Annotated in this window: 18 protein-coding genes; 6 read left to right on the top strand and 12 right to left on the bottom strand. The window is 70.2% G+C overall.

What is annotated here, in order from left to right:
* Positions 1-36 precede the first annotated feature (36 nt).
* The 7 genes from araA to ACOZ38_RS23280 all read right to left on the bottom strand — a co-directional run bounded on the left by araA (position 37) and on the right by ACOZ38_RS23280 (position 8,430).
* Complete coding sequence (gene araA, locus ACOZ38_RS23310) at positions 37-1,518, bottom strand: L-arabinose isomerase (RefSeq protein ID WP_424533290.1); 1,482 nt, start codon at positions 1,516-1,518, stop codon at positions 37-39.
* Positions 1,515-2,177 carry an L-ribulose-5-phosphate 4-epimerase gene (locus tag ACOZ38_RS23305; RefSeq protein WP_424533289.1) on the bottom strand — a complete coding sequence of 221 codons (663 nt, stop codon included), beginning with the start codon at positions 2,175-2,177 and terminating at the stop codon, positions 1,515-1,517. Before ACOZ38_RS23305 ends, araA begins: the two co-directional genes overlap by 4 nt.
* Complete coding sequence (gene araB / locus ACOZ38_RS23300; RefSeq protein ID WP_424533288.1) at positions 2,174-3,847, bottom strand: ribulokinase; 1,674 nt, start codon at positions 3,845-3,847, stop codon at positions 2,174-2,176. Before araB ends, ACOZ38_RS23305 begins: the two co-directional genes overlap by 4 nt.
* A 2-nt stretch (positions 3,848-3,849) precedes the next feature.
* Positions 3,850-4,842, bottom strand: a complete 993-nt coding sequence (gene yjfF / locus ACOZ38_RS23295; RefSeq protein WP_424533287.1) for a galactofuranose ABC transporter, permease protein YjfF — start codon at positions 4,840-4,842, stop codon at positions 3,850-3,852.
* On the bottom strand, positions 4,839-5,885 hold the full coding sequence (locus ACOZ38_RS23290; protein ID WP_405150095.1) for an ABC transporter permease: 1,047 nt from the start codon (positions 5,883-5,885) through the stop codon (positions 4,839-4,841). The genes yjfF and ACOZ38_RS23290 overlap by 4 nt, the downstream gene beginning before the upstream one ends.
* The gene (locus ACOZ38_RS23285; RefSeq protein WP_424533286.1) at positions 5,882-7,393 is read right to left on the bottom strand and encodes a sugar ABC transporter ATP-binding protein; all 1,512 of its coding nucleotides are present in this window, start codon (positions 7,391-7,393) and stop codon (positions 5,882-5,884) included. The genes ACOZ38_RS23290 and ACOZ38_RS23285 overlap by 4 nt, the downstream gene beginning before the upstream one ends.
* 65 nt (positions 7,394-7,458) lie before the next feature.
* Positions 7,459-8,430, bottom strand: a complete 972-nt coding sequence (locus ACOZ38_RS23280; RefSeq protein ID WP_424533285.1) for an ABC transporter substrate-binding protein — start codon at positions 8,428-8,430, stop codon at positions 7,459-7,461.
* 416 nt (positions 8,431-8,846) lie between these two features.
* On the opposite strand from ACOZ38_RS23280, the gene ACOZ38_RS23275 reads away from it, so the two are divergent.
* From ACOZ38_RS23275 to ACOZ38_RS23255, 5 genes are all read left to right on the top strand, one after another.
* Positions 8,847-9,833 (top strand): LacI family DNA-binding transcriptional regulator, encoded by a 987-nt coding sequence (locus ACOZ38_RS23275; protein ID WP_424533284.1) that lies wholly within the window; start codon positions 8,847-8,849, stop codon positions 9,831-9,833.
* A 358-nt stretch (positions 9,834-10,191) separates the two neighbouring features.
* The gene (gene chvE / locus ACOZ38_RS23270) at positions 10,192-11,325 is read left to right on the top strand and encodes a multiple monosaccharide ABC transporter substrate-binding protein (RefSeq protein ID WP_405150089.1); all 1,134 of its coding nucleotides are present in this window, start codon (positions 10,192-10,194) and stop codon (positions 11,323-11,325) included.
* Positions 11,326-11,395: 70 nt separating this feature from the next.
* Positions 11,396-12,925 (top strand): multiple monosaccharide ABC transporter ATP-binding protein, encoded by a 1,530-nt coding sequence (mmsA, locus tag ACOZ38_RS23265; RefSeq protein WP_424537075.1) that lies wholly within the window; start codon positions 11,396-11,398, stop codon positions 12,923-12,925.
* Positions 12,926-12,930: 5 nt separating this feature from the next.
* Positions 12,931-14,193 (top strand): multiple monosaccharide ABC transporter permease, encoded by a 1,263-nt coding sequence (gene mmsB / locus ACOZ38_RS23260; protein WP_424533283.1) that lies wholly within the window; start codon positions 12,931-12,933, stop codon positions 14,191-14,193.
* Between the two features lie 335 nt (positions 14,194-14,528).
* Entirely contained in the window at positions 14,529-14,783 is a 255-nt protein-coding gene (locus tag ACOZ38_RS23255) for an ATP-binding protein (RefSeq protein WP_424533282.1), read from the top strand.
* Here ACOZ38_RS23255 and ACOZ38_RS23250 read toward each other — a convergent pair.
* The 4 genes from ACOZ38_RS23250 to ACOZ38_RS23235 form a co-directional block, all read right to left on the bottom strand.
* A complete protein-coding gene (locus ACOZ38_RS23250) occupies positions 14,759-15,436 on the bottom strand; it encodes a hypothetical protein (protein WP_405150085.1) in 678 nt (225 codons plus the stop codon). The genes ACOZ38_RS23255 and ACOZ38_RS23250 overlap by 25 nt on opposite strands.
* 423 nt (positions 15,437-15,859) lie before the next feature.
* A complete protein-coding gene (locus ACOZ38_RS23245) occupies positions 15,860-17,782 on the bottom strand; it encodes a fibronectin type III domain-containing protein (protein WP_424533281.1) in 1,923 nt (640 codons plus the stop codon).
* Positions 17,783-18,264: 482 nt separating this feature from the next.
* Positions 18,265-20,430, bottom strand: a complete 2,166-nt coding sequence (locus ACOZ38_RS23240; protein ID WP_424533280.1) for an ATP-dependent RecD-like DNA helicase — start codon at positions 20,428-20,430, stop codon at positions 18,265-18,267.
* Positions 20,431-20,536: 106 nt separating this feature from the next.
* The gene (locus ACOZ38_RS23235; RefSeq protein ID WP_405150080.1) at positions 20,537-21,172 is read right to left on the bottom strand and encodes a GOLPH3/VPS74 family protein; all 636 of its coding nucleotides are present in this window, start codon (positions 21,170-21,172) and stop codon (positions 20,537-20,539) included.
* 521 nt (positions 21,173-21,693) lie between these two features.
* Here ACOZ38_RS23235 and ACOZ38_RS23230 point away from each other — a divergent pair.
* Positions 21,694-22,122 carry an HIT family protein gene (locus tag ACOZ38_RS23230; protein WP_424533279.1) on the top strand — a complete coding sequence of 143 codons (429 nt, stop codon included), beginning with the start codon at positions 21,694-21,696 and terminating at the stop codon, positions 22,120-22,122.
* Positions 22,123-22,225: 103 nt separating this feature from the next.
* Here the strand turns inward: ACOZ38_RS23230 and ACOZ38_RS23225 are convergent, their stop codons facing one another.
* On the bottom strand, positions 22,226-22,936 hold the full coding sequence (locus tag ACOZ38_RS23225; RefSeq protein ID WP_424533278.1) for a transaldolase family protein: 711 nt from the start codon (positions 22,934-22,936) through the stop codon (positions 22,226-22,228).
* Positions 22,937-22,966 lie beyond the last annotated feature (30 nt).

Here is a 22,966-nt window from a genome sequence, read left to right as displayed (position 1 = left end):
GCGAACCCCCCGCCGGTCCGTACGGACCGGCCCTCGTCAGAACCCCTGGGCGAGCCGGTAGTACGCCTGGTTCCAGCGCAGCTCCTGGGCGAACCGGCGGGAGGTGGTGGCGGCGTCGATCAGGACCAGCTCGACGCCGAGCATGTCGGCGAAGTCGGCCAGCTCCTCGGCCCCGACCGCCGCGGAGAGCACGGTGTGGTGCGGAGCCCCGGCGGTCAGCCACGACTCGGCCGAGACGCGCAGGCTGGGACGGGGCCTCCATACGGCCCGGGCGACCGGCAGGCTCGGCAGCGGCTCGGCGGGGGCGACCACGTCGATCTCGTTGGCCACCAGCCGGAACCGATCCCCCATGTCGGCCAGGCCCGCCACGATCGCGGGCCCGGGCCGGGCGTCGAACACCAGCCGCACGGGGTCCTCGCGCCCGCCGATGCTCAGCGGGTGGATCTCGCACGAGGGCGTTCCCGAGGCGACGGACGGGCAGACCTCCAGCATGTGCGCCCCGAGGATGACCTCCTCGCCCGGCGTCAGGTGGTAGGTGTAGTCCTCCATGAAGGACGTGCCGCCCGCGAGCCCCGCCGACATGACCTTCATCGTGCGCAGCAGCACCGAGGTCTTCCAGTCGCCCTCGCCGCCGAACCCGTAGCCGTCGGCCATCAGCCGCTGGACCGCGAGCCCCGGAAGCTGCCGCAGCCCGCCGAGGTCCTCGAAGTTGGTGGTGAACGCCTTGAAGCCGCCGTCCGCGAGGAAGTGGCGCAGGCCCAGCTCGATGCGCGCCGCGTACCGCAGCGACTCGTGCCGCTCACCGCCCGCCCGCAGCTCCGGGGCGACGAGATAGCCGTCCTCGTACTCCTTGACCAGCGTGGTCACCTCCGCGTCGGAGGCCGCCGCGACCGCGCCGACCAGGTCGTTGACGCCGTAGGTGTTGACCGAGACGCCGAACCGCAGCTGCGCCTCGACCTTGTCCCCCTCGGTGACCGCGACGTCGCGCATGTTGTCGCCGAACCTCGCCACCCTGAGCGAGCCCACCTCGGCGCGTCCCGCCGCGGCCCGTGCCCAGGCGCCGACGCGCGCCACCACCGCCGGGTCGCTCACGTGCCCCGCCACGGTCTTGCGCGGCACGCCGAGCCTGGACTGGATGTAGCCGAACTCGCGGTCGCCGTGCGCGGCCTGGTTGAGGTTCATGAAGTCCATGTCGATGGAGCTCCACGGCAGTTCCCTGTTGGCCTGGGTGTGCAGGTGCAGCAGCGGCCTGCGCAGCGCGTCCAGCCCGGCGATCCACATCTTGGCCGGTGAGAAGGTGTGCATCCACGCGATCAGGCCGCCGCAGTCCTCGTCGGCGTTGGCCTCGAGGCACACCCTGCGGATGGCCGCCGCGTCGGTCAGCACGGGCTTCCACACGACCTCGAAGGGCAGCGACCGGCCGAGGGCGGCGGAGATCTCCTGGGACTGGCCGGCCACCTGCCGCAACGTCTCCTCGCCGTACAGGCCCTGGCTGCCGGTCAGGAACCAAAGCTTCACAGGTGACTCCTCTGTCCATAGACGTTCTGGTAGCGGTCGTGCAGACGGTCGATGTCGGCGGGCGCGATCGGCAGCGGCTCGCCGAGCTGCCGCGCCACGTGCACGGTGCGGGCGACGTCCTCGCACATCACAGCCGCCTTGACGGCGGCCTCCGGCGAGTCGCCGATGGTGAACACGCCGTGGTTCCGCATGAGCACGGCGGGGGAGCGGTGGCCGGACAGCGTGGTCACGATGCCCTTGCCGATGTCGTCGCCGCCGATCAGGGCGAACGGCCCGACGGGGATCTCGCCGCCGAACTCGTCGGCCATCGCGGTGAGCACGCAGGGGATCGCCTCGCCGCGCGCGGCCCAGGCCGAGGCGTAGGTGGAGTGGGTGTGCACCACGCCGTTCACCTGCGGCAGGTGGCGGTAGGCGTAGGCGTGCGCCGCCGTGTCGCTGGAGGGGGAGAAGCCGCCCTCGACCAGGTGGCCGTCCAAATCGCACACGACCATCGACTCGGGGGTCAGGTGGTCGTAGGAGACCCCGCTCGGCTTGATGACGAACAGGTCGCCGCCGGGCGCCCGCCCGGAGACGTTGCCCGCGGTCCAGGCGACGAGGCCGTAGCGCACCAGTTCGGCGTGCAGCCGGCAGACCGTCTCGCGCAGCTCCTCCAGCATCATGCTCTCGCCTCGTCCCTGATCGCGCGGAGCCGGTGCATGAGCTCCCCGCCGGCGAAGTGGTCGTGCAGGCGGCGGTACTCGGCGTACAGCCGGTCGTACGCGCCGGCGCGCGCGGCGTCCGGCACGTACGCGGCCGTCGTGCGCCTGCCCATCGCGGCGGCGGCCCCGGTGATGTCGTCGTACGCCCCGGCCGCGACGGCGGCGTGGATGGCGGAGCCGAGCGCGGGCCCCTGCTCGGAGCCGATGGCCGACAGCGGGCGGCGTAGCACGTCGGCGTAGAGCTGCATGAGGAAGGGGTTCCTGAGCAGCCCGCCGGCGACGACGAACTCCTCCACCGGCACCCCTGAGCTCTCGAACGCCTCCACGATGACGCGGGCGCCGAACGCGGTGGCCTCGATGAGCGCCCGGTAGAGGTCCTCCGGCCTGGTGGCGAGCGTCTGGCCGACGACCACGCCAGAGAGGTTGTGGTCCACCAGCACCGAGCGGTTGCCGTTGTGCCAGTCGAGCGCGACCAGCCCGTGCGCGCCGACCGCCTGCGCGGCGGCCAGCGAGGTCAGGTACTCGTGGACGCCGAGCCCGAGCCCTTCGGCCCGCTCGGTGTAGGAGGCGGGCACCGAGGTCTCGGCGAACCAGGCGAAGATGTCCCCGACGCCCGACTGGCCCGCCTCGTACCCCCAAAGGCCCGGGACGATCCCGTCACGCACCACCCCGCACATGCCCGGCACCTCCGCGAGCCGGTCGGAGGACATGACGTGGCAGGTGGAGGTGCCCATGATGGCGACCATCTGGCCCGGCCGCACGGCGTCCGCGGCGGCGGCGGTGACGTGCGCGTCGACGTTGCCGACCGCCACCGCGACGCCCTCGGGCAGGCCGGTCCACTCCGCCGCCCTGGCGGTCAGCCGCCCGGCCAGGCCGCCGAGCGGGGACAGGTCGTGGCCGAGCTTGCCGGTGAAGTCGGCGAACCCCGGGTCGAGCGCGGCCAGGAAGTCCTCGGAGGGGTAGCCGCCGTCCTGGTGGATGCCCTTGTACCCGGCGGTGCAGACGTTGCGGGTCTCCACTCCGGTGAGCTGCCAGACGATCCAGTCGGCGGCCTCGATCCACCGTTCCGCCAGGTGGTAGACCTCGATGTCCTCCTGGAAGACCTGCAGGCCCTTGGCGAACTCCCACTCGGAGGAGATCTTCCCGCCGTAGCGCGGCAGCCAGGGCTCGCCGCGCTCGGCCGCGAGCGCGTTGATCCGGTCGGCGTGCGGCTGGGCGGCGTGGTGCTTCCACAGCTTGGGCCAGGCGTGCGGGCGGCCGGGCAGCAGCTCGCACAGCGGCGTGCCGTCGGCGGTGGCGGGCAGCACGGTGCACGCCGTGAAGTCGGTGCCGATGCCGATGACGCGCGAGGCGGGCACCCCGGCCACGGCCAGCGCCTCCGGCACGGCGGTGCGGAGCACGTCGATCCAGTCCCTCGGCGACTGCAGCGCCCAGTCGGGGCCGAGGCGCACCCCGCCGCCGGGCAGGGTGTCCTCCATGACCCGGTGGGCGTACTCGTGGACCGCCGAGCCCAGCTCGGCGCCGTCCTCGACCCGCACCACGACGGCGCGGCCGGACAGGGTGCCGAAGTCCACGCCGATCACATAGCGATTTTCGTTAACGCTCACATTGACTCTCAGGATCGGGGTCATGGTCAGTGCCGCTCCTTGCGGGCGCCGATCAGGCGCTGCAGGAGGATGAACGCGAACAGGAGCAGGCCGATGAAGATCTTGGTCCACCAGGAGCTGAGGGTGCCCTCGAAGCTGATGATCGTCTGGATCAGCCCGAGCACGAGCACGCCCAGCACGGTGCCGAGCAGGTAGCCCGAGCCGCCGGTCAGCAGCGTGCCGCCGATGACCACGGCGGCGATGGCGTCCAGCTCCATGCCGACAGCGTGCAGGCCGTACCCGGACAGCATGTAGAACGAGAGCAGCACCCCGCCGAGCGCCGAGCAGAAACCGCTGATCGTGTACACCGCGATCTTGGTCCGGGCCACGGGGAGCCCCATGAGCAGGGCCGACTGCTCGCTGCCGCCGACCGCGTAGACGTTCCTGCCGAGCCGGGTGTAGTGCAGCACGTACGCCCCCACCAGCACGGTGACCACCGCGATCACCACGCTGGGGGAGACCCAGACGCCGGCGCCCAGGGGCACCTTGGTCTGCGCGAACGCCGTGAAGGTCGGGTCGGTGATGGAGATGGACTCGGTGCTGATCGTGTAGCACAGGCCCCGGGCGAGGAACATCCCGGCGAGCGTCACGATGAACGGCTGGATCTCGAAGTAGTGGATGATCGCGCCCATCCCCAGGCCGAGCGCCGCGCCGATCGCCAGCACCAGCGCGATCACCGCCGGGGCGGGCCAGCCGTGGTGCGTGACGAGGCTCGCCGAGATCATGGTGGACAGGGCGACCATCGAGCCGACCGACAGGTCGATGCCCCCCGTCAGGATCACGAACGTCATGCCGGCCGCGACCACGAGCAGGAAGGCGTTGTCGACGAAGACGTTGAGCACGACCTGGCCGCCGGCGAAGCCCCTGTACCGGATGCCTCCTGCGGCGAACATCGCCGCGAGCAGGCCGGTGGTCACAAGGACGGGCACGTACTTGCGCGGCAGCGCGCGGCCGGCCGCCAGGATGCCGGCGGTCGTCATGCCGGGACCCTCACCTTCTCCTTGGGCGCCGACGGCGCGCGCGGGGGACGCCGGCGGCGGCGGAACGCCTTCTCCCGGAAGGCCGGGGACTGCAGCAGGCACACCAGGGTCACCACCAGCGCCTTGAACAGCAGTGTCGTCTCCGGCGGCACGCCGATCGAGTAGATGGTGGTGGTCAGCGTCTGGATGACGAGCGCGCCGAGCACGGTGCCGGACAGCGAGAAACGGCCGCCCGCCAGCGAGGTGCCGCCGATGACCACGGCGAGGATGGCGTCCAGCTCGATCCACAGCCCGGCGTTGTTGCCGTCCGCGCTGGAGACGTTCGAGCTGACCATCAGCCCGGCGACGCCCGCGCACAGCGCGCAGAAGGTGTAGACCATGATGATCACCCCGCGCGAGCGGATGCCGGCCAGGCGGCTGGCCTCGGCGTTGCCGCCTACCGACTCGATCAGCAGGCCGAGGGCCAGGCGGCGGGTGAGGAAGGCGGTGAGCGCGAGCACGGCGAGCACGACGATGATGCAGAACGGCAGCGTGAGCCAGTACCCGCCGCCGATGAGCTTGTAGGTGGTGCTGTTGACCGTGATGATCTGGCCGTCGGTGACGAGCTGCGCCAGGCCGCGTCCCGCGACCATGAGGATCAGCGTCGCGATGATCGGCTGCATGCCGGCCCCGGCCACCAGGAAGCCGTTCCACGCGCCGAGCAGCGAGCAGAGCGCGAGGGTGACCCCGGCGGCGGCCAGCACGCCGCCCGCGGAGTTCTGGTCGGGCAGGTCGCTGATCCGCAGGCACGCCAGCGCTCCCGCGATCGCGACGACCGAGCCGACCGACAGGTCGATGCCGCCGGTCGCGATGACGAGGGTCATGCCGAGCGCGACGAGGATCAGGGGCGCGCCGAACCTGGCGATGTCCACCAGGCTGCCGTACAGGTGGCCGTCCTTGATCTGGACGGACAGGAAGCCGTCGGTGAAGGCCAGGTTGAGCAGCAGCAGCGCGACCAGGACGACCACGGGCCACAGCAGCCGGTGCCGCAGCAGGGTCGTCATGAGGGGCCTCCGCTCGCGATGGTCTCCATCAGCGCCTCGCTGGTCAGGTTCCCGCCGTTGGAAAGCTCCGCCACCAGCCGGCGGTCGCGCAGCACGCCGACCCGGTGGCTGAGCCGCAGCACCTCCTCCAGCTCGGCGGAGATGAACAGGACGGCCGTGCCGCCGTCGGACAGCTCGGCCACCAGGCGCTGGATCTCCGCCTTCGCGCCGACGTCGATGCCGCGAGTGGGCTCGTCCAGGATGAGCAGGCGCGGCCGCAGGATCAGCCAGCGCGCGAGCAGCACCTTCTGCTGGTTTCCGCCGCTGAGGTTCCTGACGAGCCGCCCGGGGTCGGCCGGGCGGATGCTCAGCGCTGCGATGTACCTGCCGACCAGCTCCTCCTGCCTGCCCCGCGGGATCGGCCTGGTCCAGCCACGCGTCGCCTGCAGGGCGAGGAGGAGGTTCTCGCCCACGGTCAGGTCGGGAATGAGCCCCTCGGCGCGCCGGTCCTCCGAGCAGAAGGCGATGCCGTGGCCCATGGCGGCCCGGGGGGTGCGCAGGGCGGCCTGCTCGCCGTCGACGCGCACCGAGCCGGTGCTCGCGTGGTCGGCGCCGAACAGCAGCCTGGCGATCTCGGTGCGGCCCGAGCCGAGCAGCCCGGCCAGGCCGACGACCTCGCCCTTTCCGATGGTGAGGGTGAAGGGCTCGATCGCCCCGGCCCTGCCCAGCTCCCTGGCCTCCACCAGCGGCGGGCCCTCCCGCGCCGGCGGCCTGCCCTCCAGCTTCTCGAGGTCGGCAAGCTCGCGGCCGATCATCTTGGCGACCAGCTCCACCTGCGGCAGCTCACCGGTCGGGTACTCGCCGACCAGCCTGCCGTTGCGCAGGATCGTCATGCGATCGGCGATCTCGTAGACCTGGTCGAGGAAGTGGGAGACGAACAGGATCGCGATGCCCTGGTCCTTCAGGCGCCGCATCACCCTGAACAGCTGGGCGACCTCGCCCGCGTCGAGGCTGGACGTGGGCTCGTCCAGGATCAGCACCCTGGCCTCGACGTCCACGGCCCTCGCGATCGCCACCATCTGCTGGACGGCGAGCGAGTAGGAGGAGAGGGGCGCCGCCACGTCGATGTCGAGCTCCAGGCGCGCCAGCAGCTCGGCGGCCCGGCGGCGCGTCTCCCGCCACCTGATGCGGCCGTACCGGCGTGGTTCGCGGCCGATGAAGACGTTCTCCGCGACCGAGAGGTTGGGGCAGAGGTTGACCTCCTGGTAGACCGTGCTGATCCCCGCCCGCTGGGCCGCGAGCGGGCTCGCGAAGGCGACGCGGCGGCCGTCCAGCTCGATCTCGCCCGCGTCGATGTCGTGGACACCGGTCAGCACCTTGATCAGCGTCGACTTGCCCGCGCCGTTCTCTCCCATGAGCGCGTGGACCTCGCCCGGCAGCAGCCGGAAGTCGACGCCGTCCAGCGCCGTCACGCCGGGGAACCGCTTGCCGATCCCGCTCATCCGCAGGATCGGGTCGGGTGTGGCCATGGCGCCCTCTCCTCTTCCTCGTCGTCGTGCGAGGCGGGCCGGCTGTGGCGGCCCGCCTCCCGGGATCAGTACTTGCGGCTGGGGAGGGCCTGCTTGGCCTGCTCCTGGGTGAAGGCGGTCTCCTCGGTCACCACGCGGGCGGGCACCTGCTCACCCTTGACGACCTTCTTGGACAGGTCCATGAGCTGCGGGCCGAGCAGCGGGCTGCACTCGACGATGTAGTTGATCTTTCCGTCCGCCAGGGCCTGCATGCCGTCGTGGACGGCGTCGATCGTGATGATCTTGATGTCCTTACCGGGCACCTTGCCGGCGCCCTCGATGGCCTCGATGGCGCCGAGGCCCATGTCGTCGTTGTGGGCGAACAGGACGTCGATCTTGGGGTTGGCCTTCAGGAAGGCGTCCATGACCTCCTTGCCCTTGGCCCGGGTGAAGTCGCCCGTCTGCGAAGCGATGATCTTGAACTTGGGGTCGGCGGCGATGACCTGGCCGAAGCCGGCCTTGCGATCGTTGGCGGGAGCCGAGCCGGTGGTGCCCTGCAGCTCGACGATGTTCACCGGGTCCTTGACGTCCTTGTACTGGTCGACCAGCCACTGGCCGGCCTTCTTCCCCTCCTCGATGAAGTCCGAGCCGAGGAAGGTCTTGTAGAGGCTGGTGTCCTTGGAGTCCACGGCCCGGTCGGTCAGGATGACCGGGATCTTGGCGTCCTTGGCCTCCTTCAGCACGGTGTCCCAGCCCGACTCCACCACCGGCGAGAAGGCGATGACGTCGACCTTCTGCTGTATGTAGGAGCGGATGGCCTTGATCTGGTTCTCCTGCTTCTGCTGGGCGTCGGAGAACTTCAGCTCGACGCCCGCCGCCTTGGCCGACTCCTGGACCGACTTGGTGTTGGCGGTGCGCCAGCCGCTCTCCGCGCCGACCTGGGCGAAGCCCATGGTGATCGTGCCGTCGCCGCCGGAGGTGGCGCCGCCGCTCCCGCAACCGGCCAGAGCCGCCGCCATGGCGGCGGACAGTAACAGCGTCGTGATTCTCTTCACCACTGTGGGGGTCCTTCCTGCTGTGAGTGCCCGGTCCGCCGTCCGGACCGGGCACCCTGGTCTGTCGTGGACGGTCAGCGCGGAGTGGATGCCGGCCCTGGGATGGTTCCCCCTTCCGTCATCTGGGCAGAACTGTGAACGCTAACAACAATGTCGGTCAAGCGATTTCGGGGTCACGGTATGGTTACGTCGAAACGTGCCGTTAACCGTCCCCGACCGCCGGAGCCCCCGTGATTGTGCGCGTTAACAGCGCAGGGTCGTCCGTGTCAACCGCCCACCGGGGCGTGGGTGTCACGCGGCCCGACCGGCCCTGGGACACTGGCACTGCGCCGTGGGCCGCACGGCCGCCGCGCGCGGCCGGCTTGTACAACGACCGAGTGAGGTAGCCAGTGAGCACAAGGAGCGTTCGCGAGCCGGCCATGACGGACGTCGCACGCCTCGCCGGAGTCTCGCACCAGACGGTGTCACGGGTGCTCAACGGTCACCCGAACGTCCGTGAGCAGACCCGGCTCCGCGTGCGCGCCGCGATCGCCGAGCTGGGCTACCGCCCGAACCGCGCGGCGCGCATCCTGGTCACCGGGAAGTCCCAGGTGATCGGCGTCATCGCGCAGAGCTCCACGCTGTACGGGCCGATGTCGATGCTGTCGGCGTTCGAGCAGGCCACCGGCGCCTCGGGGTTCGCCGTGAGCGTCGGCAGCGTCCGGAGTCTCGATCGCCGCTCCGTGGCCGAGGCCGTCGAGCGGCACCTGGACCAGCGGGTGGCCGGCATTGTGATCATTGCGCCGGTGGTCGCCGCCAACGAGGCCCTGGACGACCTGCCGGCCGACGTCCCGCTCGTCACCATCGACGGCGATCCCGAGCGGTCGATCCCGCTGGTCACCGTCGACCAGGAGGCCGGCGCCCGCGACGCGACCCGGTTCCTGCTCGAAGCCGGCCACCGGACGGTGTGGCACGTGTCCGGGCCGGCCGACTGGTTCGACAGCGCCGGGCGGGTCAGGGGGTGGCGGCGGGCGCTCGAGGAGGCGGGCGCCGAGGTGCCGCCGCTGGTGTCCGCCGACTGGACGGCCGCCTCCGGTTACCAGGCCGGGCAGATGCTGGCCCGGATGGACGAGGTCACGGCGGTCTTCACAGCGAACGACCACATCGCCCTCGGCCTGCTGCGGGCGCTGAGCGAGCGCGGCCGTCGAGTCCCGGACGACGTGAGCGTGGTGGGCTTCGACGACGTGCCGGAGGCCGGCTACTTCATCCCGCCGCTGACCACCGTCCGCCCGGACTTCAACGCCGTCGCGACGGCGAGTCTCAGCGTGCTGCTGCGGCAGATCGACGAGGGGGAGCGCGGGTGCGAGCGGCGCACCATCGCGCCGGAGCTCGTCGTGCGCGACAGCGTCGCGCCGCCGCGCGGGTGATCGGGCCCCGCCCGCCGCTGGTGACGCCCACCTGCCATTGGTAACGCTCACTCGGACCGGCGCCTATTGGGAATTCCTGGCCCGCGAGGGTTTCCGCCTTGTTACAGCGAAGTTATCGGACGCTATTGACAGGCAAATTGTTAGCGATAACACTAACCGCTCAGGCGTAGGGCGCAGAACGCTCGCCTGACAGGGATACGGGAGGTCGCCGTCCATTCCGGCCGGGCGCGCTCTGGGCCCGGCCCCCGGTCGCGGGCCGCCTCGCCTCGGCCGATCCAGCGCGGGCCGTGCCCGAGGTCTCCGCCGGGCGCCCGGTTCCACCCCCGCATCGGGCCACCCCACCTCAAGGAGCAGAACGATGAGATTCGGAAGACTGGCGACGGTGGTCTCCGCCCTCGCGCTGGCCTCGGTCACGACGGCGTGCGGCTCCACGCAGAAGACCGCCGACATCCAGGCCTCGTCCGGCACGGCGGGCAACGCCGGCGCCCTGGTGGGCGTCACCATGCCGACCAAGTCGTCGGAGCGCTGGATCCACGACGGCGACAACGTCAAGGCGAGCCTTGAGAAGCTCGGCTACAAGGTCGACCTGCAGTACGCGGAGAACGACATCCCGACCCAGGTCAACCAGCTGGAGAACCAGATCACCAAGGGCGCCAAACTGCTCGTCATCGCCTCGATCGACGGCACGGCCATCACCACGCAGCTCCAGGAGGCGGCCGACAAGCACATCCCGGTCATCGCCTACGACCGGCTGATCCGCAACAGCCCGAACGTCGACTACTACGCCACCTTCGACAACTTCAAGGTCGGCGTCCAGCAGGCCACGTCGCTGCTCGTCGGCCTGAAGCTCAAGACCGCCGACGGCGCGGACGGCTCGGCCAAGGGCCCGTTCAATGTCGAGCTGTTCGCCGGCTCGCCCGACGACAACAACGCCACCTTCTTCTTCAACGGCGCGATGTCGGTGCTGCGGCCGTACATCGACAAGGGCACCCTGAAGGTCAAGAGCGGGCAGACGGACTTCAAGACCGTCGCCATCCTGCGCTGGGACCCGGCCACCGCGCAGAAGCGCATGGAGGACCTGCTGACCAAGACCTACAGCGGCGGCGCGAAGGTCGACGGCGTCCTGTCGCCGTACGACGGGCTGTCGATCGGCATCCTGTCGGCGCTCAAGAGCAACGGTTACGGCACCTCCGGCCAGCCCTACCCGATCGTGACCGGTCAGGACGCCGAGCTGGCCTCGGTGAAGTCGATCATCGCCGGTGAGCAGTACTCCACCATCTACAAGGACACCCGCCAGCTCGCGGACGTCACCGTGAAGATGGCCGACACCGTGCTCAAGGGCGGCAAGCCCGAGGTGAACAACACCAAGGACTACGACAACGGCAACAAGGTCGTCCCGTCCTACCTGCTGGAGCCGGTGATCGTCGACAAGACCAACTACCAGAAGAACCTCGTCGACACCGGCTACTACACCCAGTCGCAGCTGGGCTGACCCACCGGGGTGCGGCGCGGGGCCGACGGCGCCGCACCCCCGCCGTGACATCACGAGAGACGTGAGCGAGATGACCGACGACATTCTGCGGATGCGTGGAATCACCAAGACATTTCCCGGAGTCAAGGCACTTCAGGACGTGAGCCTGTCCGTGCGCCGAGGGGAGATCCACGCCATCTGCGGTGAGAACGGCGCGGGCAAGTCGACCCTGATGAAGGTGCTGTCGGGGGTCTACCCCCACGGCTCGTACGACGGTGAGATCTCCTTCGGCGGGGAGCCGTGCCACTTCTCCGGCATCAGGGACAGCGAGCAGCGCGGGATCGTCATCATCCACCAGGAGCTGGCGCTCTGCCCCCAGCTGTCGATCGCCGAGAACATCTTCCTCGGCAACGAGCGGGCCACGCGCGGCCTGATCGACTGGAACCGCACCAACCACGAGGCGCGCGTACTGCTGGATCGGGTCGGGCTGCCGGAGAACCCCGTGACCCCGGTGGCCGACATCGGCGTCGGCAGGCAGCAGCTTGTGGAGATCGCCAAGGCGCTGTCCAAGGAGGTGCGGCTGCTGATCCTGGACGAGCCGACGGCCGCGCTGAACGATGAGGACTCCGCCCACCTGCTCGAACTGCTGCGCGGCCTGCGCGACGGCGGCATCACCTGCGTGATCATCTCGCACAAGCTGAACGAGATCGCGGCCATCGCCGACTCCATCAGCATCCTGCGCGACGGCCGCATGATCGAGACCCTCGACATGAAGGCCGGCCAGGTCACCGAGGACCGCATCATCGCGGGCATGGTGGGCCGTGACCTTTCGCACCGCTTCCCGCCGCACGAGCCGAACATCGGCGAGGAGGCGCTGCGCATCGAGGACTGGACGGTCCACAGCCCCACCCAGCGCGGCAGGGTCGTGGTCTCCGGGGTCGGCCTGACCGTGCACCGGGGCGAGATCGTCGGGCTCGCGGGCCTGATGGGCGCCGGGCGCACGGAGCTGGCCATGAGCGTCTTCGGCCGCTCCTACGGCACCGGCATCACGGGCCGTGTCTACCGGGACGGGCGCGAGGTCCAGATCCGGTCGGTGCGCGACGCCATCAGGCACGGCATCGCCTACGCCACCGAGGACCGTAAGCGCTACGGGCTGAACCTGATCGACGACATCAAGCGCAACATCTCGGCGGCCGAGCTGTCCAAGCTGGCCCGCCGGGGGTGGGTCAACGAGAACGAGGAGTACCGGGTCGCCGAGGAGTTCCGCGGGAGCATGAACATCAAGGCGCCCAGCGTGCTCAGCGTCACCGGGAAGCTCAGCGGCGGCAACCAGCAGAAGGTCGTCCTGTCCAAGTGGATCTTCACGGACGCCGACGTGCTCATCCTGGACGAGCCGACCCGCGGCATCGACGTGGGCGCCAAGTACGAGATCTACTCGATCATCAACCGCCTGGCCGACCAGGGTAAGGCGGTCCTGGTCATCTCCTCTGAACTGCCGGAGCTGCTGGGGCTGTGCGATCGCATCTACGCGCTCTCGGCCGGCCGCGTCACCGGCGAGGTCCGGCGCGAGGACGCGACGCAGGAACGCCTGATGCACTACATGACGAAGGGACAGGAGTAGATCCGATGAGCGGCATCTCCCACTCCGGCGCCGAGGTCGTCCCGGGCGGGGACACCGGTCCGGCGCAGCCGCCGAGCCGCGCGTCGCTGCTCGGCATCTCGCTCAACGTGCGGCAGAGCGGCATCTACATCGCGTTCGCGCTGATCGTCGTGCTGTTCTCCGTGCTGACCGACGGCGCCCTGCTGGAACCGCAGAACATCTCCAACATCATCGTCCAGAACTCCTACATCCTGATCCTCTCCATCGGCATGATCCTCATCATCATCGCCGGGCACATCGACCTGTCGGTGGGCTCGGTGGTCGCCGTCACCGGCGCCGTCGCGGCGGTGCTGATGGTCAACTACGGCGTCCCCTGGCCGCTCGCGCTGCTCCTCACCCTCGTCGCGGGCGGGGTCATCGGCGCCTGGCAGGGCTTCTGGATCGCCTACTACGGCATTCCGGCGTTCATCGTCACCCTGGCCGGCATGCTGCTGTTCCGCGCCCTCACCCTCACCGTGCTGGGCAACCAGGGCATCGGCCCCTTCCCCGACCCGGTCCGCACCCTGTCCAACGGGTTCACCGACGGCTACCTCGGCAACATCGGGCTCGGCCCGCTGGGCGGTGCCGACCTGTTCAGCCTCCTGCTCGGCGTCGTCGCGGTCGCGGGCATGGTGGCGGCCCAGTGGCGCACCCGCGCCGCGCGGCTGCGCTACGGCCAGGGCGTCGACCCGCTGCCGCTCTTCCTGCTTAAGATCGTCGGTGCGGGTGCGGTGGTCATCGCCATCGTGGTGCAGCTCGCCCGCTTCAAGAACCTGCCATGGGTGCTCGTGCTGCTGGCGCTGCTGGTGCTGGGTTACTCCCTGGTCACCACCCGCGCGGTGTTCGGCAGGCGCATCTACGCCATCGGCGGCAACCTGCAGGCGGCGGTACTTTCCGGCGTCAAGGTCAAGTCGGTGGTCTTCTGGATCTTCGTCAACATGGGCGTGCTCTCGGCCCTGGCCGGCGTGATCTTCGCGGGCCGGCTCAACCAGGCGGGGCCCACGGCGGGCAACGCGTTCGAGCTGGACGCGATCGCTGCGGCGTTCATCGGCGGCGCGGCCGTACAGGGCGGCGTGGGCAAGGTGGTCGGCGCCATCACCGGCGGCCTCATCATGGGTGTGATCAACAACGGCATGTCGCTGATCGGGTCGCCCAGCGAGCGGGTCATGCTGGTCAAGGGCGTCGTCCTGCTCGCCGCGGTCGCCTTCGACGTGTGGACCAAGCGCCGCGCCGGGGCGGCCCGCCAGTGACACCCGCGCCGAGGCGCTTGACCTGCGCGCCTCGGCCGGCCCGGACCTAGAAGCGGAGCCCTCGTGGACTCCGATACACCATCACGCAGCGTCCTTGACGCCGTAACGCAGATAGACCACACCGGGGCGTCTGGGCGAAGCCCCACGTGATCAGGCCGGCGCCATGAATGCGAAGTGATGGTGTCGCGTTCCTATATTCATGGTCTGATTACCGGCCTTTCCTGCCCGACAAGGCAGAGGTCTGCTCTGGGAGTCGTTTCGGCCTTGAGGAAAGGCGGCGGGCGTACCGGCGGAAGCGGCTTTCTCGGAGGAGGTAGTGGTGTCAGTTCGTCTGCGTGTACGCGGACGTGACCGGTGAGGCGGTGGTATTCGGCAACCAGATCAAGCTGATCGGGGTGTTGAACAACCTGCTGGTCAACGCCCAGCGGCACGCCGGATCGCGGGTGGACGTCACCGCGGGCCGGTCGGGCGACCAGGCCGTCGTGACGGTGACCGACGACGGTGACGGCATCGCGCCCGAGGACCGCGGATCAGACCTCCACCCCCGGGTGAACGCGGGCCGGGGTCACTCGTCGGACTTGAACTGGTAGGTGGCGGGAGGCGCGAACGACGGGTCCGGCTCGCCGTACACCAGGGCGATCTGCAGGTGCGGCTTCAGCACGATCGCGGCCGGGTCGCCGTCGAGCTTCTGGCCGTTCACGTAGGTGGTCAGCGTCTTGCCGTTGCCGGCCTTCAGCGTGCCGATCTGGCCGGCCTTCAGCGTGACGCCCCACTCCGTGAAGATCTGGCCGAGGGTGTAGGCCGTGCCCTTGACATCGGTCTCGATGTGGATCACGCCACGGGTGTCGTGGGTGTGGACGGCCGCCATCTCCTCTGACCCGGGGTCGATGCCGATGTCGGCGGCGACGGGGACCGGCTTGCCGTCGACGTAGACGTCGAGGTGGGAGTGGTAGTGCTCGGCCATGCCCATGGGCCCGAACTTCAGGCCCGCGGCCAGCACCAGCGGCTTGGGGTTCGAGGGCGCCTCCCACGGCGGGGGCCCGCCGTCCGGAGGCGGCGTGCGGTCGGCGAGGAGGCCGTATCCGAGCCCGCCCAGCGCCAGCACGGCTACGGCCGCGCCGATCACGGCCGCCGTCATGCGGCGCCGGGGCCGGGCCGGCTCCTCGGCGGGCATCTCGGCCGGCTCATCGGACGGCACCGGCGCCACGTACTCCGGGGTCTGCTTGGTCTCGTTCAGGGACATCGGCCGCCTCCACCACACCTGAATGCTTTAGCTTTACCCATGCGTCATACATTGCCGTTTTCGCGGCGGCTTCCATTCACCCGCATATCCACCGCATAATCGATGGGCGCGTGAACACACCATTGCACCGGTCGAATTCCGTTGCCCGGCGAATTGAGATTACCGCGACGATCGCGCTATGGGTGGGGCGCGGCGCTGGCAGGAAGTAGCCGGATATAAAGCGTCATCGGGCGCAGAGGAGGCCCCTCCTCGCGGAGCACGCCATGCCGATCGGCAGCGGCCATGACCGGCCGGCCTCGTTTCAGCCCGCGTATCCGGTGAAGTACGACCACAGGGCGTGCTCCAGAAAGCGCGCGAGGATCTTGACGGCGGACCACCAGGCGCGTGGAGGCGCCGGGCGGGTGCCCGCCCGGCGCCTTCTGTTCAGACCAGGTCGAACTGCTCCCAGGTGCCGATCGCGGCGCGGTTGGCGATCAGCGGCTGGGCGCCGCCGCCCTCGGCGCACACGTACTGGCCGTTGGCCTGTGCCCTGAGGCTGATCGAGCCGTTCGGGTTGGTGACCAGTTGGAAGGTCTCCCACGGGCCGATCGCGGTGCGGTTGGCGATGAGCGGCTGAGCTCCGGCGTTCTCGGCGGTCACGTACATGTTGTTGACCTTCGCCCGTAGCGCCACGTTGCCGTTGCCGAGGTCGACGCGCTCGAACTGCTGCCCGGTTCCGACGGACGTCCCGTTCGCGATCAGCGCCGAGCCGTTGGCGGCGGTCACGTACCGGCTGTTGGCCCTCGCGCGCAGGGCGACCACCGAGGAGGCCGGGGAGGTGGTCACGCTCACGGCGTTCGACGCGGCGGAGGTGTTGCCGGCCGCGTCACGGGCGGTGACGGTGAAGCTGTACGCCGTCGAGGGGGTCAGCCCGGTCACCGTGTACGGCGTGCCGGGGGCGGTGGCCACGACCGTGCCGCTGCGGAGCACCTGGTAGCCGGTCACTCCCACGTTGTCGGTGGAGGCCGTCCACGAGAGCGACACGGTGGTGGCCGTCTTCCCGGTCACCGTGAGGTTGCCCGGCGTGCTCGGCGGCTGCTTGTCCCCTCCGCCGTTGACCGTTGGTTGGGTGGGGCGGGTGGGGGTGAGGGCGATCTGGCCTTTGAGCATCCGGCCGCCGTCTCCGGTGAGGCGCAGGTAGTAGTCCGAGGAGCATGGGGTGCCGTCTTCGTCCAGGGCCAGCATGCCGGAGTTGGTGGGGACCATGGCCAGGGTTTCGGCGCTTTTGGCGATCTGGTTGCCCTCGTTGTATTCGTCGAACATGGAGATGTAGATGCCTTGGGCGCCGGTGCGGACCATGTTGTAGAACTGGCGCCACATGAAGTCGCCGTGGGCGCGCTGGCGGCTTTTGACGTCTCCGGGCAGGACGCAGGGCTGGTAGTCGATGCCGTGGGCGTTGCAGTCGGCTTGGTCGGGCACGTTGATGTTGGTGTAGAACCTGTCGGTGTCGGCGATGTTGCCGATGCGTCCGACCATCCAGGGTGAGATCATGTTGAACGCGCGGTATACGTCGCCGAATCCTGGGCGTGAGTCGTTGATGCCTTCGCGCCAGTAGGTGGGGACTCCGCCCATGACGTAGTAGCCCTGGTTTTTGAACCAGTTGACGACCTCCAGGCAGGGGGCGGGCGCGAAGGGGCGTTGTGGGTCGTTGAAGCCGAATCCCCAGATGCCGACCACCGGCTTGCCGTTCTGCCTGGCGTAGGCGGGGGAGGCGGTCATGGCGGCCATTTTGTTGGTCCAGTCGGTTTTGATCTCCGGTTGCATGTTGGTCCAGTCGGAGACGTCGTACATGATGTAGAACTTGCGGCCGTTGGTCTCGGCGGCGGTGCGGACTTTGGTCGCCATGGCGTCGCGGGTGGGGCCTTCGCCGCCCATGGGGTTGAAGCGTTGCAGGGCGGCGGTGTCGATGTTGTTCTCGCGCATCCAGCGGAAGTGGGTGTCGACGGTCTGCTGGTCGTAGGAGGAGAACAGGGTGGCCGGTTGCCCGTTGCCGAGGTTGGCGTAGGCGGTGGGGTAGGTGCGCTGGTATTCGCGGGTGTCGGGCCAGGCCACGATCGTGGTGTTGGACGGGGAGGGGGGCTGGCCCATGTTGGCGCTCCAGTGCCACCATCCGTTGATCGGCGCGGTGTCGCCGGGGCAGGCGAACCATCCCTGGTATCCCACGGTGATCTTCCCGACCACATCACCCACCGGGCTGGCCGCGCTGGCCGCGCTGGTCAGCGCGGACGCCAGCTGCGACGACGACACCGCCGCCAGAGCGGACCCGGACACCACGGAAGTCATGAACCTCCGACGCGAGACGGCCACGTGAACTCCTTCGGGTAAGAGCGACTGTTCGTGCACGCCGCGCCCGCTGGAGGAGGTGTCGGTGAGAGCCCGGACGCCCGGATCGGCGGTCGTCGCTGATCGCGATCGGAGCCGGACGGGCCGGACGGCGATGAGCGCGTGCCGCGTCAGCAGGGAGAGCTCCGCGGCCCTCTCCGTGCGGATCGGGCTCTTCGACAGAACGCCACCAGAAGACACGAAGCGGTGAATGTCATCGCCGAATTAACATCGGACCGCTTGCGAGCATCCTGACAGGATCTGACATGTGAACGCAATACTTGAATAATGCGCTGGAAACGCGTTCGGGCGTCCCGGGAGGGAATGCGCAGCTCACGGTCCTGGAATGGATCGGTCCACGGTGAGGCCGGGGTCTGTCGCCGTTCGGGTGGCTCGCGCGAGTCATCGGATCTCTCCGTACCTGGCCGGGCGACGTCGAAACGGATCAGGCTCAGGCAGAGGAGGGCTCAGCCCGCCATGCCCAGGGCGAGGCGGGCGGCCAGGCCGGTGTTCCTGCGGTGGCCGAGCTGCCGCACCGCCATCTCCAGCGCGTCCCGCCGGCCGACGAGCACCACCCACGACCTGGCCCTGGTGACCAGGGTGTACAGCAGCCTGCGCCGCAGCATGACGCCCCTGGCCTCGGCCACGATCGGCGCCACCACGAAGGGATACTCGCTGCCCTGGGAGCGGTGCACGCTGATCGCGTAGGCGTGGGTCAGCTCGTCCAGCTCGTCGAAGGAGTACTCGACGGTCTCGCCGTCGTCGGTGCGGATCTCGACCAGCCGCTCCTGGGCGCTCACCGCCGTGACCGTGGCGGTCTCCCCGTTGAACACGCCCTTGTCGTAGTTGTTGCGGACCGGCATGACGCGGTCGCCCGCCCTGAAGACCGACGGGCCCGACCAGTGCTCGGCCGCGCCCTCGCGCGGGGGGTTCAGCCGCTCCTGCAGCCTGCGGCCGAGCTCGGCGGTGCCCGTGGCGCCCTTGCGCGTCGGGCACAGCACCTGGACCTGGTCGGCGCCGATGTTCTGCTTGCGGGGGATCGCCTCCGTGGCCAGATGGACCACCCGCTCGGCCACCCGCTCCGGATCGTCGAGCTCCTCGAACCAGAAGCCGCCCCGGCCCGGCAGCGCCGGCAGCTCGCCCGCCCGGATGCGGTGGGCGGCCTGGACGATGCCGCTGTCGCCCGCCTGCCGGAAGACGCGGGTCAGCCGGATGCGCGGCACCTCCTCCACGCGCAGCAGGTCGGACAGCACGCTGCCCGGGCCGATGCTGGGAAGCTGGTCGCTGTCGCCGACCAGCAGCAGGTGGCTGCCCGAGGGGATCGCGGCCGTCAGCCGGGTGGCCAGCTGCAGGTCGAGCATCGAGGCCTCGTCCACCACGATGAGGTCGGCCTCCGCGGGGGACTGCTGGAACAGCGTGCCCTCCTCGGGCTCCGGCTGCCGGGCGAGCAGCCGGTGCACGGTCATCGCCGGCAGGCCGGTGAGCTCCGACAGGCGCTTGGCCGCCTTGCCCGTCGGCGCGGTCAGCGTCACCGTGCCGCCCATCGCCCGCACCGTCGCCGCGACCACCTTCAGCGTGTGGCTCTTGCCGCAGCCCGGACCGCCCGTCAGGACGCACAGAGTGCTGGTCAGGGCGAGGTTCACCGCCACCCGCTGGTCTTCGTCCAGCCCCTCGTCCTCCGCGAACGGGCGCAGCGGCAGCGTGGAGCGGGCCCGCCACAGCCTGGTCAGCTGGGCCGCCAGCGCGACCTCGCGGCCGTGCTGCTCCTTGGAGTACACCACCACCTGCCCGGGATCGGACGGCGAGGGCTCGGCGACGACCCGCCGCTCGGCCACCAGCGCGTCGACCGCCCGGTGGACCGGCTCGTCCTCCTGCTCGACCAGGCTCGCCGCCTGGGCGACGAGAACGGGCAGCGGCAGGAAGCAGTGCCCGTCGCGCGCGGCCGCGGCCTCCAGCCGGTCGAGGACCGCCGCCTCGACGCGCCGCGGGCTGTTCTCCGGCACGCCCGACCGCAGCGCGATGCGGTCGGCGGTGTGGAAGGCGATGCCCCTGACCTGGCCGATCAGCCGGTAGGGGTCGGAGACCAGGACGTCGTTCGCGTCGTCGCCGTACACCTGGTAGATCTTGGCGGCGAGCAGCGGGCTGACGCCGAAGCCCTGCAGGACGACCATCAGCGAGGCGACGGCCTTCTGCTCGGCCCATGCCTGGACGATCTGCGCCTGCCGCGCGGCGCCGATGTTGACGACCTCCGTGAGGCGCTCTGGCTCGGTGTCGATGACGGTGAGCGTCTCGTCGCCGAAATGGCTGACGACGGCGTGGGCGAGCCTCGGCCCGATGCCGCGGATCAGGCCCGAGCCGAGGTACAGCCTGATGGCGCGCACGGTGGAGGGGACCACCCGCTCGCACCGGGTGACCAGCAGGCGGGTGCCGTGGCGCGGGTGCTCGTCCCAGTCGCCGGCCAGGCGCAGCGTCTCGCCCGGCTGGACCCCGGCGAGCGCACGGCCCGAGGCGACGAACCCGCTCAGCCCCTCGGCGCTCATGCGCGCGACCGTGTACTCGTCCTCGCGGACGAACACCAGCTGCTCGACGGAGGCCTCGACCTCCGCCAGGCGCGGCTTCGCGAGCACGGTCACCGTACGCTCCCCGGGATGATGTGCGGGTGCTTCTCCGCAGGACCCTAGCGCGCGCCTGCGACAGTCCAGGCCGTGTCCTCGGCCGGCGGGAGACGAGCGGGGTGGTTCACCGCCGGCTGATGACCGAGTCGCCGACGGCGGCCTCGGTCTGGGCGACGAGTTCCCGCAGGGGCAGTGGAAGGGCGGACATCGCGCCGGACAAGTACGCGGGGTCCTCTTCCCAGAGGACGAGCCGGCCGCCGCCGGTCGCGGCGAGCAGTCCGAGCAGGACGCCGTCCTGGGCGTCGAGCGGCTGGCGGCGCTGGATGGCCAGGTTGAGGCGGCCGACGGGCCACGCCGCGATGTTCGGGTCGACCGGCGCCCGTCTCCGGGTCAGCCGCCCCCTCGGCGGGCCCAGCAGCCCTTCGGCGGCCATCCGGGCCTCCACGTCGGCATGCGCCGTACGCGCGAGGAACTGCAGCCAGGTCCGGAATCGATGCGAGGGCTCCGCGACGATGTGCTCCAGGGCGCTCTGGGTGACCGCGTCGCCGGTCGGCGCCGTGTCGAGGGGGGCGAGCCGTATCTGCCCCGCCGCCAGCCCTACGGTGACCCGTCCGGCGAGCATGAGCTCGCCCACGAGGGCGGCGGCCAGCCCGAGCCCGGTCAGCCGGGGGGCCAGCCGCATTCGACCGGTTATGTCGTCGTGCATAACAAAGAACAGGTCGTTGGCCAGCCGGAGGCCTGAATGATCGACTTCAACCACGAATGGCGATCGTATAGGTGAATTATCAATTCTGTCATTACATGAATGAAGTTCTAGTTCGAGGGCCCGGTGAGGGCCATGGGAATTCGGCCACCCGGCCGCCTGGGACCTTCGGCGGTGGGGCGGCGCGCGGCGTGCCACCTGCTGGGGGTCCGGCGAGCGGACGCGCGAATTCGGCCCGACCCAAATCCATGACCTGCATGGCGCCGAATACCTGATAGGGGGTGCCCGGCCTGGCGCCGATCCGCCAATCGACGGCCAAGAATGCGTACCTCCCGGAATGCGGACGGCCCACCGGACCCCGGCACCGTCAAAGCGTTAAGAGGTGGTAACGAAATGAACTCAACTGTTCTTGACGAACCGAATCGGCGTGCCCACAGCCATTGTGTGCTAAGGACGGCGACGCCCTCGCCGAAGGCCGGCCCGGCCCGGGAAGGGACGCGTTCGCCCGAGCATGGGCCGCCGGAGGCGGTCACCTAAATGGGAGGTGAACGCCCTGCGGAGTGCGGATCATGGGTGTTATGGAGAACACCCCGAGTCCCTGCGTCTTCTGCGACATCGTGGCGGGCCGCGGCGAGGCGAGCGTCGCGTACGAGGACGACACCGTGGTGGCCGTGATGGACATCAACCCGGTCACCGCGGGTCACACGCTGGTGATCCCGCGCGTCCACGTGGTGGGGCTGGACGACATCGACGAGGAGACCGGCGCCCAGGTCTGGCGGGCCGGGCAGCGGGTCGCCCGGGCGCTTCGCGGGTCGGGGGTGCGTTGCGAGGGGGTGAACCTCTTCCTCGCCGACGGCGAGGCGGCGTTCCAGGAGGTCTTCCACCTGCACCTGCACGTCATCCCCCGATACGCGGAGGACGGCTTCGAGATCAAGGCCCGGTGGAAACCCCGTGACCGAGATCTGCTCGACCAGGACGCCGCGGCCGTACGGCAAGCACTGCGGTAGGGGACCGGACGCCGCGGCCGTACGGGAAGCACTGCGGTAGGGGACCGGTCTCGACGGCCGATGATCGAGACCGGTTCCCTTGTTCGAGGTGGTCGGTCCTTGGTCAGTTCTGCCCTGCGGCGATGGCCTCGAACTGGTCGGCGGCGGCGACGGTGAGCTCGTCGGCCAGCAGTGCCTCGCACAGCGGGGCGCTCAGCGCGAAGTCGGGTACCCCCGCGGCGGCGAGCGCCGCGACGTCCTCCCGGGAGCGCAGGCTCGCCGCGAGCACCCGCGTTCCCGGCCCGGACAGGGTCCCCGGCTCCGGCACTTCCCGCGTCCCCGGCCCGGTCGGCTCCTGGGTGCGCGGTTCCGACAGGATTCGGTGCAACAGGATGGTCTCGGCGACGCCGTCGTGGCCCTGATCCGTCATGCGGCCGACGTACGGGGCGATGAAGCGCGCGCCGGCGGCGTCCGCGAGCAGCGCCTGGGTCGCGTGGTGGACGGCGGTGACCAGTACGGGCACGTCCTCGTCCGCCAGGACGCGCGCGGCGGTCAGTCCCTCCCGCGTGGCGGGGATCTTCACGACCGCCTCCGGTCCGAGGCCCCGGATCCGCCTGCCCGCGGTGACGATCTCCCCGGCGGTGGTGCCCAGCGTCTGCATGAAGACCTGCCTGGCACCCGCGCCCGTCGCCCAGGCGAAGACGGCGGGAAGGTCGGCCTGGGTCAGCCCGGCGCGGGCGAGCAGCGCCGGGTTGGTGGTGACGCCGGCGAACAGGCCGGTGGCCAGCAGGGGCTCGACGGCCGAGCGCTCCGCGGAGTCGACGTAGAGGGTCATGGGTCCATTCCTTTGCACGGATCGGTGGCG

This window comes from Sphaerisporangium viridialbum (assembly GCF_049674955.1).
Lineage (GTDB): Bacteria > Actinomycetota > Actinomycetes > Streptosporangiales > Streptosporangiaceae > Sphaerisporangium > Sphaerisporangium viridialbum.
The sequence above is the reverse complement of the archived record's forward strand: the minus strand, read 5'-3'. Positions and strand labels throughout refer to the sequence as shown.